Annotated in this window: 12 protein-coding genes; 11 read left to right on the top strand and 1 reads right to left on the bottom strand. The window is 59.7% G+C overall.

The genetic code is table 11. The annotated features are described in order from the left end of the window. Nucleotides 1-232: 232 nt before the first annotated feature. The gene (locus P1S46_08840; GenBank protein MDF1536591.1) at nt 233-961 is read right to left on the bottom strand and encodes a tetratricopeptide repeat protein; all 729 of its coding nucleotides are present in this window, start codon (nt 959-961) and stop codon (nt 233-235) included. Between the two features lie 181 nt (nt 962-1,142). Here P1S46_08840 and P1S46_08845 point away from each other — a divergent pair, with 181 nt between their 5' ends. The 11 genes from P1S46_08845 (at nt 1,143) to P1S46_08895 (ending at nt 12,574) form a co-directional block, all read left to right on the top strand. Continuing rightward, a complete protein-coding gene (locus P1S46_08845) occupies nt 1,143-1,832 on the top strand; it encodes a DUF429 domain-containing protein (GenBank protein ID MDF1536592.1) in 690 nt (229 codons plus the stop codon). Between the two features lie 615 nt (nt 1,833-2,447). After that, a complete protein-coding gene (locus P1S46_08850) occupies nt 2,448-4,097 on the top strand; it encodes a tetratricopeptide repeat protein (GenBank protein MDF1536593.1) in 1,650 nt (549 codons plus the stop codon). A gap of 248 nt (nt 4,098-4,345) precedes the next feature. Then, on the top strand, nt 4,346-5,704 hold the full coding sequence (locus tag P1S46_08855; GenBank protein MDF1536594.1) for a tetratricopeptide repeat protein: 1,359 nt from the start codon (nt 4,346-4,348) through the stop codon (nt 5,702-5,704). A gap of 115 nt (nt 5,705-5,819) precedes the next feature. After that, nucleotides 5,820-6,395, top strand: a complete 576-nt coding sequence (locus tag P1S46_08860; GenBank protein MDF1536595.1) for a manganese efflux pump MntP family protein — start codon at nt 5,820-5,822, stop codon at nt 6,393-6,395. Between the two features lie 48 nt (nt 6,396-6,443). Further along, nucleotides 6,444-7,823, top strand: coding sequence for a PhoH family protein (locus P1S46_08865; GenBank protein ID MDF1536596.1), 1,380 nt, complete (start codon nt 6,444-6,446; stop codon nt 7,821-7,823). Nucleotides 7,824-8,103: 280 nt separating this feature from the next. Further along, the gene (locus P1S46_08870; protein MDF1536597.1) at nt 8,104-8,406 is read left to right on the top strand and encodes a hypothetical protein; all 303 of its coding nucleotides are present in this window, start codon (nt 8,104-8,106) and stop codon (nt 8,404-8,406) included. Nucleotides 8,407-8,440: 34 nt separating this feature from the next. Next, the gene (locus tag P1S46_08875; GenBank protein MDF1536598.1) at nt 8,441-8,992 is read left to right on the top strand and encodes a BamA/TamA family outer membrane protein; all 552 of its coding nucleotides are present in this window, start codon (nt 8,441-8,443) and stop codon (nt 8,990-8,992) included. Between the two features lie 264 nt (nt 8,993-9,256). After that, on the top strand, nt 9,257-9,571 hold the full coding sequence (locus tag P1S46_08880; protein ID MDF1536599.1) for a hypothetical protein: 315 nt from the start codon (nt 9,257-9,259) through the stop codon (nt 9,569-9,571). Between the two features lie 186 nt (nt 9,572-9,757). Continuing rightward, complete coding sequence (locus P1S46_08885; protein MDF1536600.1) at nt 9,758-10,552, top strand: hypothetical protein; 795 nt, start codon at nt 9,758-9,760, stop codon at nt 10,550-10,552. Nucleotides 10,553-10,689: 137 nt separating this feature from the next. Next, nucleotides 10,690-11,700, top strand: coding sequence for an aldo/keto reductase (locus tag P1S46_08890; GenBank protein MDF1536601.1), 1,011 nt, complete (start codon nt 10,690-10,692; stop codon nt 11,698-11,700). A gap of 388 nt (nt 11,701-12,088) precedes the next feature. Beyond that, nucleotides 12,089-12,574, top strand: a complete 486-nt coding sequence (locus P1S46_08895; protein MDF1536602.1) for a DoxX family protein — start codon at nt 12,089-12,091, stop codon at nt 12,572-12,574. Nucleotides 12,575-12,646: the final 72 nt, after the last annotated feature.

A 12,646-nucleotide genomic window follows, 5' to 3' on the forward strand; every position in this document is an offset into this window, starting at 1 on the left:
GTGCCATTCCCATTTATCTTTAATTGCCACACAGTTAGCTGACATCTCATTTGCATCATGAATAATGCGGGCTAGGGAGTAGGCAGAAGGCAGAAGGCAGGAGGGAGAAGGGAGAAACCCCTGACACGGTGACGCGGAGACACGGGGAAGAGGGGAAGAGGCGAAGAGAGTTGCTCTTTAGCGCAGTCGTCAAGTCGAACGGTTTCACTGCGCCCTGCGCCCTGAACTTCGTTCAGTCCCTCTTCATCTGGGCCTGGTTTGCCCTTTCTATTTCGTCCTCCAGGCGCTGGGCCAGGAAGTTTCCGGGATCGATCCGCTTGATGTTGACCAGACAGTCGAACGCCTTGATCAGGTCGCCTGTCTGCATGAACCGCATACCGAGATCGAAGAACCACCGGGTGATCTCCTCTTCAGGGGTGATGATGCCCCGTCCTTCGGCCATCATCTCACCGATGTTGAAGATAGCGCTCTCGTCCCCCTGTTCGGCTGCCAGCCGGAACCATTTTTCCGCCAACTCGTCGCTCTGCCCGAGCCCGAGCCCGTCCAGGTACAGCTTTGCCAGGAACGCCTGGGCGTAGGGGTGACCCTTTTCGGCGGACGCTGCGATGGCTCTGATCGCCGAAGACCCCTCGGTAAATCCCCGCCCCAGGATGATCATGGACCCCAGTTTCATCCTGGCCCCGAGGTCCCCCTGCTCAGCGGCCTGCCAGAACCAGAGGGCTGCCTCTCCTGGATCGGCACGGGTACCGAGACCCTTATCGAACATGATCCCGAGGTTGAACATGGCGGTGACCTCACCCTGTTGGGCAGCCTTCAGGAACCACGAAAAGGCCCCCTCCAGATCCTCGTCAAGGTGCTCTCCCGTGGCCATGAGGAGCCCGAGCTGCGTCTGTGCCTCAGCGTTGCCCGCCTCGGCGGCGCTTTTAAGTTCATCGAGATGTTTTTCAATGTCAGTCATCATCTTTCCTTTCCCCTGCGTTGAGTGGGCGCATATTAACATGGAAACGGGTTGCTATGGTATGGTGTATACATGGAAGCGACGGATGCAAAGCCGCTGGTCGAGTTAGCTGTCAGCAGCCGGCAAAAAAACTCCTCCCTCCTCCCTCCTCCCTCCTCCCTGCCCTGCGACGAAGGGGATCGCTATGCCCATAGTCGCAGGCATTGACAGCTGCCCGGGTGGCTGGCTGGCAGTGCTGGTCACCTTTTACGAGGAGATCGTCGAAGAACGGCACTATCGTTTCGGGCGGTTCGAGGAGATCTTCACCGTTAAAGAGCCTCCCGGCTTTGTAGGGGTGGATATTCCCATCGGGCTCCTTGAAGAACCCGAAGAAGGCGGACGTGAGTGCGACAGGGCGGCGCGAAAGGTCCTGGGGCGCCCTCGCTCGGCGAGCGTTTTTTCACCGCCGGTCAGGCCCTCCCTTGAGTGTGAAACCTTTGACCAGGGTCGTGAGTTCGGCCTTAACCTGCAAACCTTCGGGATCCTCCCCAAGGTCCGTGAGCTGGACCGGATCATGACCCCTGACCTCCAGAAGCGGATAAGGGAGGTCCATCCCGAGATCTGTTTTTTCACTATGGCAGGGCTCGTCCCGGCTGCCGAAACCAAGAAGAAGGCGACGGGGCGCGATGAGAGAACACGGCTGCTGGGCAGCTTCTTCTACCAGGTTCCCGAGGGGCTGTCCCGCTTTCCCACCCGGGAGGCGGGCCCGGACGACGTCCTCGACGCCTATGCCTGTGCCTGGACCGCCATGAGGCTCTTCAGGGGCGAGGCCGGCTGCCTGCCCGACCGTCCTCCCCGGGATGAAAAAGGGCTCGAGATGGCGATCTGGTACTAGAATTCGGCAGGATTCGTACTGGTGAATTCTAGTAGTACTAAGAGCTAAGTGCTATGAAGTCAGCTAGACCCTCAGCTGTAAGCCGAGGGCTTGAAGTGGCGCGTCGAATGCATTCGACTTGAAGCGCCACTTGATACCGACGTCTTCAGACGGCGGTACTTCAAATTACAATCCATCGTCGGAATCCCCCCGACTTCAGTCGGGGGATGGCAAACCATCGTCCCCTTCGGGGACTTCAGGAAAACCTGCTTCGCCTGAAGGCGAGGGGTTTCCACCATCCCCGAAGGGGACACTAAGGGGTCCACAGCTCCTGTTTGTCACGAAAAACCTAAAACCTGTTACCCGAAACTTTTGACATTGCCGCAGGCCGGAGGAGTATGATTGCCCCTGCCCTCTGTAGCTTTAGCGTAGGAGGGTCCTCCCTCCTGCCTCCTCCCCCTTCGGCAGGCTCAGGGCCTCCGGCTTCTCCCCCTGTCCGCCATAGCCTTGGCGGCGGCGGATCCCCCCTCCCCCCCCTTTTTTCCCCGCAAACCCTCACTGATTGAGGTATAATAGAAACACGACCGCAGCGGGAAAGGGGGTGTCGCGGTCATGAGGAGGAGGTTACCGTTCCACTTGTTCGCAGCCCTGATAGCTGCCATTGTGCCGGTGTGGCTGTGCCTGTCGAGCATTACAGCCCGCGCTGAGCCCTTGCCCGCCCATTCGCCTTTCCACTTTTCGTCCATCAATAACTCCAATGGAACGCTGACAACAGGTCAGGGCTGCATCGTCTCAACCAGGGGGATCTCTATTGTCCCCGTGTCGATGCTCGAAGAAGCAGATCATGCCACCGTGGTTCTCCCCGGCGGAAAGGCGATCCCCATCGAGGAGGTCGAAGCGGTGGACGAAGCGAGCGGCCTTGCCCGGATACGTCTGGGAAGGGCGGCACCGGGGTCCGCCGGAAAACTTTCGGTCAAGCCCGCACCTGCGGAGGGTCAGGGGATCACCGTGATCACGGTCGGCAGTGATGGTTCTACGGTTCGTACGCAGTGCACCGTAAAGTCGATCAGGGAGATCCCGTATTTGTCCGGTTTTTATCACCTGGAAGCCTCCCAGGCGCTTCCGCCTCCGGGAGGGGGGATCTATGCGGAAGATGGAGCCCTTGTAGCGGTTGTGATCCGGGGGGCCGATGGTCAGGGTGCGGGTGTCGTGGTCTCCACCGAGGTCATCGTAAGGGTTGTCGGAATGAGATCCAGCAAAGAGAGTCTCGGGCAATGGTCCTCCGGTCACCCCGCAAGGTGGTCCAAGGGCACTGTTTCCCGATACGTGGAGGCGCAAACGGAGATATGGTCCGGTCGCCATGGCAGGGCTATCGAGCTTCTCGAGCCGGCCCTTGGATCTGCCGGAACCATGGATGGCGCTGTGGCGGCCCTCCTGGGAGAATCTTACCTGGCCATGAACCTGCTGCCCGAGACGATCGTAGCGCTCAAGAGCGCTATTGAAAACGGTGTGGTGACGTGCCGGATATACCAGCATCTGGCCTGGGCTTACATGGAGACAGGTCAATATGACGAGGCAAAAAAGTTCAGCGAAAAGGTGATCACAGAGCAGGGCGAAAAACCCATAGGATACCTTCTTCTCGCCCGCCTCAGCAACCTGCGGGGAGACCACGCAAAGGCTGTTTACGAGGCCCGGCGGGCGCTTAAACGGCAATCCGATTGCCAATGCGCCCATTTTGAGAGGGGTATCGCCTACCTGAGCCAGGGTCGATTCGAATCTGCCATCGAATCGCTCCGTATGGCGACCGCCCTTGACCCCACCGATGCGGACGCGCTTCGATTCCTGGGTTACGCGTACCTGAGAAATGGGAGCCTGTCGGAAGCTTTTGATGCGCTCAGGGCGGCGCTGGAACTGAATCCGGAGATGGCCGATGCCTGGAAGGACCTGGGAGAGGCCTGTTCCAGGGCCAACCGGGGCGAGGAGGCTCTTGAGGCCTATCGACAGGCGATATGCGCCGATCCGGAGGACCAGGGTGCCTACTATCGGCTGGCTTCCGAGTGCATACGGCAGGGACATTACCAAGAGGCCATCCTCATCCTCGACCAGGGACTGGGCAGCTGTGGAGACTCCGCCTGGCTCACCTACCAGCTCGGCAAAGCCTACTGCTGCGCCGGCCAGGTGGCCGAGGCCCGCCATCAGGTGAAACGACTGTCGACCATGAACACCGCACTGGCTGAACAGCTCCACCGGTATATAGAGATTTCCGCCGAGGGTGATGGAGGATGATAAAGCCCAGTCACAGCCACAGTCACAGTCTCAGCAATCCCGAAATCGGTTGCACCCGGCACAGTCCATAAAACGTTTTGAAGCGGGTTGGGTCGCTGTTATACTGATGGCCAGGAACCAGGCGGGGCGGGTCCGGCCGGGTTCCGTTGATGAGGAAGCAGCCGACACAACCCGCGACATTTGAAAGGCAATCTTCCCTACGCTGACGCCCGGCCGATCAAAAGGTCCGGGTGACGGGACCGTTTCCGATGATGAACGCGCTGACCAGAACACGGGTGACCCTTCTTGTGGCGGCCCTTATCATGGCCGTTTCTGCAGGAGATCTGCACGGGAGCCTGGACGGGCCGGGGAGGCTTACCCGCAAGAGGCTCAGTTCGTCGGTGGTCCAGGTGTCCGTGTATGATTGGCGGGGGATCTTTGTCCGCCAGGGATGGGGATTTTTCATCAACAAGGAGGGGGAGGTCGTCACGCCACGGAGCCTGCTGGAAGGCGGTTCCTACGTGGAAGTGACCACGGTCAAAAGGGAAACCTTCATGGTGGACCGGATCCTCGAGGAGGATGTGGAGGGGAACTTCGTGCGCATGGGCCTCGAGTACCCCCCCGAGCGTTTTGCCTACCTGACGAAATCAGCCCCGGTGCCCGATGTCGGCGACAGGATCCTCATTGGGGGTGGCACAGGCTGTGAGCCGGGCGCTTTTCTGGATGGTACCATCGAAGATCTCCGCAAGGTGCCGATGTACGGCTTCCTGATGAAGATCGGTTCCCCGTTTGCCACCGTTGGCAGCCCTGTCTTCAACGAGAGCGGAGTCATCGTCGGGATCGTCATGTTCAGACTGGAAAACGGCGTCAGCGCCGCCTGGGCGGTTCCGGTGGGAAGGATCTCCAAGGTCATGACCGGGGATGTGCGGCCGGTGGACCACCTGGCCTGGGCCGAGCGCCGGCATGGCAGCTGGGAAGACACGACGGTGGGCGGTTACATGACGGGATTTGCCTGTTACTGGACAGGCCAGTACGCGCGTGCCATTCCAGGGCTTCAGAAAGCCACTGCGGATGAGAGGTTCCGAAAAGAGGCCTTCTTCCTCCTGGGGTGCTGTAACGACGCGGTTGGGCATTTCAAGGACTCGGCCGCCGCCTACTCCATGGCGGTCAAGCTCGGGGATTCCTCCCACGAGGCCTACATGAAGCTCGCCCGCGCGCTTCTGGTCGAGGGGGAAAACACCAGGGCTCTCGACGCGGTCTGGGCGGCCGTGAGGTCGCAGCCGAACAGCTACGATGCCTACACTCTTCTGGGGGAGGTCAACAATACCCTGGGATTTTACAGGGACGCCCTGGCCGGGGTATACGTGGCCATCAAGATTGACCCCCGAAGGGCGGAAGCCTGGCATCAGCAGGGCATATCTTTCCGCGGGCAGCAGAGTTATCCGGAGGCCATTTCAGCCCTTAAAAAGGCCATCGAACTTGATCCCGAACTCAAGCGCGCCTATTGGGACCTGGCCTTCACGTACTATCGGAGCGGGGACAAACGCTCAGCGGCCGACATATGTTCCGCCCTGGAAAAGATGGACCCGGAACTTTCCCGGCAGCTCATGAGCGAGGTCAACCCCTGATCCGGTTCATCCGGTCTCACCACGGATCCAGCCCTGTTCCGACGTCGAGGACCTCTTCCGGAAATGCCGGACGTCCCCAATGGCGGTCATTTACTGCATCATCTGACCTTTCTGAATGACACCTTTATCCGGCAACCTTTCTACAGCGGCGATCCTTTCCATTGCAACGGCCCTGGCCATGGACGCTTTCGCTGTGTCCCTTTCCTGCGGTCTGATCACGCGGAGAGCGGCGACCCCCCGCATCCTTCGCATGCCCCTGGCTTTCGGCTTGTTCCAGGCGGGAATGCTGGCCATCGGGTGGTCCATGATCACCGGGATTCAGGCAGCCATCGCCGCGGTGGATCACTGGGTGGCTTTTGCCCTCCTGCTCGCGGTGGGCGGGCACATGGGAGTCAGCGCATTCAGGGGCGAGGTGAAGGGCGAGCGTGACCCCCTGCAGCTCACGGTCCTTTTCGTTCTCGCCCTCGCAACGAGCATCGACGCCTTCGCCGTCGGTATGAGCCTGTCCATCGTGCAGGTCCCTGTCTTCACACCGGCCCTTGTAACAGGGGTTGTGACCTTTACACTTTCGTCTGTTGCGGTATACATTGGAAACCGCACGGGTCCCCTGCTGGGAAGGAGCGCCGAGGCGGCAGGCGGGCTCGTACTCATTGCCATCGGAGTCAGGATACTCATGGACCACATCGGTTAGCGGCCGCCGCCCGGGCAAAACGGAACGCCGTCGGAAAGGAGACAGCCCTTGAAAAACTTCGTTCTCGACACCAACGTCATCCTCTACTCCCCCAACTGCCTCGAAACCTTCCAGGAGAACAACGTCATTATCCCTTCGATGGTCCTCGAGGAACTCGACAATTTCAAGAGGCACTACGATCCGAGGGGGTTCGCGGCACGCCAGTTTTCCAGGCAGCTCGACGATCTGCGCCAGCGGGGCGACCTTCTCAAGGGGGTAGAGACCGACGCCGGCGGCAAGCTTTTCGTCCGTTTCTACGACGAGGATGTCCATCTGCCCCGGGAGATGCAGGTCACCAGCGCCAAGACCGCTTCGGACAACATGATCCTGAACGTGGCCCTGAGTGTCCAAAAGGAGTCCAATCTTCCCACCATTGTGGTGAGCAAGGACATCAACGTACGGATCAAGGCCAACATCCTCGGAGTGGAGTCCGAGGACTACTACCACAACAAAACCATCTCCAGCGTGGAAGAGGACACCCTGTTCGTCCTGGTGCCCTCTGACTTCATCGACCGGCTTTACCAGGAAAAGGTCCTCCCGGTAGCCGGGTACAGGAGCGACAGTACCGAGCTTTCCCCTTATTCAAATGACTATCTGCTGCTCAAGAACGAGACCGACCTGAACCAGAGCGCCCTGGTCCAGTTCCGGAAAAACGAACGGGGTGACGGGAATTTTCACCTGCTGGAGAAGATGGACGATGTGTTCGGGATCCGTCCCCGCAACCACAAGCAGCGTTTCCTCATGGACGCCATCCTCACGGAAAACACGGACCTCGTTTTCGCCATGGGCATCGCCGGCAGCGGCAAGACCCTGGTGTCCCTCGCCTGTGCCCTTGAGATGGTCCTCGAGGAGCGGTTCAAGCGCCTGATCATCGCCAGGCCCATCATCCCCATGGGGCCGGACCCGGGGGCACTGCCCGGCACGGAGTACGAGAAGGTGCGCCCCTGGCTTCAGCCTATCTACGATAATCTGGAGTTCCTGGTTGACAACCTGGCCAACGGAGGGGGGCACGGCAAGGGGAAAGACCTTACCCATGGAGCCCGGGACATCACCCTCCAGTATCTGTTCGACGCCAAGCTCATCGATGTCCAGACCCTGGCCTACATCCGTGGCCGCAGCGTTTCCAACGGGATCTTCATGATCGACGAAGCCCAGAACCTGACCCCCCACGAAGTCAAGACCATCATTACCCGGGCGGGCGAGAACACCAAGATCATCATGACCGGCGACATCTACCAGATCGACAGCCCTTACATGACCTCGGCGGACAACGGCCTTGCCGTTGCCTCGGAAAAGTTCAGGCTTTCCGATGTGGACATTTCGGCCAGCATATTCCTGGACAAGGGAGAGAGGAGCCGTCTGGCCACCATGGCCGCCAATATCCTGTAAAAGCCACCGGCTTTGCCCAGGAAGAGAGGCCGGTCAGTTATCAGGCGGTATCTGCAACAGATCCTGGTTTTTTGCCTCGCCCTTTTGGCCGGGTTGCCCGGTCCGGTTGCCTGCGATGAGAGGACAGGCATGGAGGAGAACCTCGAGAAATGGGGTGAGCTGGCACCCATACGGGACAGGACCGGGTATCGCTGGCTCCCATCTTCGCCTACGAACCAACTTTCGGGACCGTGTGGGGAGGGGCTTTTTTCTCGACCGGCCGACGGATCCGAGGTTATGGATGTTCGCCCGGCTCGCCTTTTCCACCGGCGGAGAGTACAGCACCAAGTTCAACCTCAAGCGGTGGATGGGCGAAGGCGTTTTCTTTGACCTGGACATCGAGCTGGACGACTTTGCGCGTCCCTATTACGGGGAGGGGATGGACACGGATGCTTCGGAGAGCATTTTTATTGAGGGGGCGGTGACCAGGGTTCAGTACTTTCTGAAGTGCATGAAGAACGGGAAGGTTGTTTTTGGCCCCTTCCTGGACTACCGGGGCGCCGAATTCGAGGGCACCGACGGGACCGATATCGCCCCCCCCTGAATACGAAGAACGCTTCCTTGGATTCGGTCTGTGCATGTACTACGACGGCCGGAACAATCAACTGAACCCGACAAGGGGCGTTTACGACACCCTTACTTTAAAGATCGTGCCCGACTGCCTGACCACCTATGACGGGAGCAGGACCTTTTCCCAGGCTGAGGTAGACCACCGGATCTTCACATCCCCTGTTTCCGGCCTCGTTCTGGCAGGCCGGCTGGCCCTGGCAGGCAGTTGGGGACGACCCAGCTACCAGCACCGCTACAGCCTCGGGGGGCCCTACGCGCTGAGAGGCTACTACACGAACCGCTTCCGGGGGGACAGCTATTATGTCCTCCAGGGAGAGGCGAGGAAGAAGCTGTTCTGGATCTTCAGTGGAGCCCTGTTTGCCGAAGCGGGAGCGGTCACCGAGGACCGATTCGGAGGGCCCGAGGTCTCTGCCGGGGCCGGCCTGCGCATGACCCTGCCCCCCGATCACATCGCCAAGGCCCGCCTGGACTTTGCCTGGGCCGAGGACCAGCCGCTGTTTACTTCCTGTTCGGGGAAACGTTCTGATTCCCCGGTTAAACAGGCGCCTCTTTTCTCCTGACCCCAGACCCTCAAGACCAGATCGTGCTATTAAATGCCCCCATTCCCCCATGCACTTTGCCGGCCTTTCCTCCGGCCGTCTTTTTTCTTGAAACAAGCTCGGCAAGGGAGTAAATTTCCAATCTTCCTACCGAGGTGGGGACTCTTTCCCTCCTCTTTGTGTTAGGTCGGCGTCCGCCGGCCGGAGGTTATTCCGTTGGCTTTGGAGATTCAACAGGTATGAAAAGCCGTGGTCGTGGTGCGAAAGAGACGGCCTGGATCTGCCGTGGAGGGATCATGTCCTGGGCTGCTCAAGGCGCAGGGTTCTCAAGAGGCGGCGGGACGGTTCGTGCTGCCTGCTGGGGGAGAAGGGTGTGTCCTGGATCTTGAAACCCGCCCCCTGGTGTGCAGATTGTACCCCTACGAATACATGCCCGAGGGTATCCAGGGCCTTTATCACGCCTGCCCTGCCTCGAAGGACCCTTTCCCTGACAAAGCTCTGGAGCAGATGGGGATGAGATCTGACAGGGTGAGTATCTGGCACCGGACCCTCTACGAAGAGCTTTCCAGGACTCGACGTTCCCGACGGAGCACCGGGTAGTATTTTTCAAGGCTCGTGGGCACACCGAAGATCCGCATCTTCACGATGGCGTAACGGCCTGAACTGGAAGAGTCGGGTAATATATTCCCGAGGGGGAACCAGACCCGGGATTCGTTCCGGGGCCGTTCTTGACTTGGTGAAGTGTTTGTATCATCATAATCTGAACTGGAATTATTCCAGATTACCATGATGATAATCCGTCTCCTCATACTGTTTTTCCTGGCCGGTGCCCTGCCGGTCCAGGCGGGTCCCGTCCTCCCCGAGGCCTTCGGCACAGTTGTCCGGCTGAGCATGGCGGATAATGTCCGGGAATGGCCGCCGGAGACCATTTACGAGCACGTCAACGGGGAAGCCGAGCTCCTCAAGCGTTTCGGGGCCGTCTCGTTGTCCTACGCTCTTTACGAGGGCTCCGGAGAGACCACCCTGAGCGTGGACCTTGTCGACCTGGGGGTTCCGGAAAACGCCTTCGGACTCCTTTCCCTTTACACAGGCTGTGACGCCAGCCCCGAAGAGATCTCGGGGACCCTTGTGTTCATCGGGACCTATACATCCTATGCTCGCAGGGGCCCGTTTTTCATCAGGGTCGATGTGGACGCCGAGGATGGTGCTTCCTTGACGCGGGAGTTCCTGAAGGTACTGTCAGGGGTGCTTCCTGCGCCCGAGGCGCTTCCACCCGTTCTGGGCGTTCTGCAGCAGGCCGCCAGGGCCCCGTGCGAAGTCGGTTATCACCCCGAGGATGTGGATTACGATCTCGAAGCCGGCCCGGGGTACCTCTGGACCGCTCCGGGGGGGCAGGAGTGCTTCGCCAGGCTGTTTCCATCCGGGGATGAAGCGAACACATTTGCATCGAAGCTGGAAAGCAAGGGCATCGAGACGGTTATGACAAGGGAAAAGGCCGTAGCCTGGTCAAAAACGGCCAGCGAAGGCACCAGAATTTACCTGGATAAAACTCTGGACAAGGTGGTGGAGGTGGTCAGGTGAAGATCAGACGCCGCGAATTCCTCAGGAAATCGGGCTCTTTTATGGTTGCGCTCTTGACGCACAGTGCCCTTCGCCCCTTGTCCTCCGTAGCCCTGGCGAGGGAAGATGAGCCTGGCCGTGCGACGGAAGGAGTTACCATGCCTTCCAGGGTACTCGGCCGCACCGGGGCCATGGTCTCGGTCCTGGGGTACGGCGCCATGCAGTGCGGGGACTCCTCGGCAATCCGCCATGGCCTGGAGCAGGGGATCACATACATCGACACGGCGAACTGTTACATGGGGGGGAGGAACGAAAAGCTCGTAGGGGAGGCCGTCGCCGGGATCAGGGACAAGGTTTTCATCGCCACCAAGGTTCACATCGGCCGAGAGGAAAGGATGAGGTCCTCGGTGGACCGGAGCCTGGCCTCCCTGGGCGTTGACAGGGTGGACCTGATGCAGCTCCACGGGGTCTCTTCGAGGCAACAGATCCGGAACAAGGATGTCCAGAAGATCATGGAAGCCATGAAGAGAGAGGGCAAGTTCCGGTTCGCCGGGGTCACCACCCACGGAAACCAGCAGGAAGTGCTGGAGGCCGTGATGGACGACGGATATTACGATACGGTGCTGGTTGCGGTGAACTTCCGGTCGCCTCCCGCTCTTTTTGAGGCCATCGAAAAAGGAGCGGCAAAAGGGGTGGGCATCATTGCCATGAAGACTCAAAATGGCGGGTTTAAAAGCGAGTCGTACCCCGGGTTCTCACCCCACCAGTCGGCCCTTCGTTATGTGGTGGAGCAGCCCGGTGTCCACCTCGCCGTTCCAGGCATGCTAAGCCGGAAGATGGTGGACGAGAACGTGGCGGCCATCAAGGGCAAGGGGGGGCTCTCCGACCTTTTCCTGCTAGACGCGTACCGGGCGGATCTCGAGGGGAAGGCGTGTTCTTTCTGCTCGAAGTGCCTCGACCAGTGCCGGTATCAAACGGGCGGCCTGGACGCGGCCCGTATCGCCATGTACCGGGAAGGGTATAAAGACCCACGCCTGGCCGCGGAAAGGGCGGTTCATGCCGCCTCGGCGGTCAGGACCTGCGCCGATTGCGAGGGGTGCACCGTCGAGTGCAGCCAGGGGATCGATATCAAGGACGCGGCCCGGCGTGCTGTCCGGTTCCTGGCCTGACCGAGTCAATCCCGGATTCCCAATTTCAAAGCCCAACATTCCTGTAAAAACGGCAAAAGCCTTAACGCAGGGGACGCAGAGCAACCGCCGAAAGGCTGCACTGCCCGTCTTCGTTTTGAGACGTCGCCAAATGGCCATGCCCTCACAAGTCAGCTTGGATACGGCAGACAGGGTTACGAGGTGTAAACATCCTGGATCCTGGATCTGGGACCCCGGATCGTTCCCCTTTGAGATCTGAGATCAGCAGCAGTTCTCACCTGTCCCCCTTGCGGCCATGCTATAGGCAAAAATTATACTTGCGATTTGTTTTACAAATAGATTAAGGTGTTTCCCGGTAAGGCCTGCGTTACCCCCACTATCGATAGGACCTGATCCCTGACGTAAAAACATGAGCTTATTGAATTGGACATACAGGCTCGTCCGCTGGGCTATCGGGGGTCTTTTCCTTTACGCCGGCCTCCTGAAGCTGGCCGACCCGGACACCTTTGCCGTGCTGATCGACGCCTACGGCATCGTCCCTGAAAGCCTGCTCATGCCCGTGGCCGTTGCTCTGCCGGCTTTGGAGGTGTTTGCGGGGATCGGGCTCATCCTCGACATCGAGGGGAGCCTTTCGATTATCGCAGGCCTTCTGCTGTTTTTCATCGTCCTGCTGCGCTGCGGAATATGGATGGGTCTGGACATTGAATGCGGATGCTTCGGCCCGGGCGATCCCGAGGCCGAGGCATTTCATGGCCTGTGGCAGGCGATTTATCGGGACCTGGCCATGTTATGCGGCGTCGCTTTGCTTTACGGCCAGCGCCGCTTCAAAAGGGTTGAAACGGTCAGAGCCAGAGCCATCATCAACGCGCCCCGCGCGGGGCGCCCAAATCAATGACAAGCCGCGCCTGGGAGAGGCGCTCGGATCGATGACCCGTGAAAACTGCCGCGCCTGGGAGCGGCGCCCGGA

The sequence above is a fragment of the bacterium genome, from assembly GCA_029210545.1.
GTDB lineage: Bacteria > BMS3Abin14 > BMS3Abin14 > BMS3Abin14 > BMS3Abin14 > JARGFV01.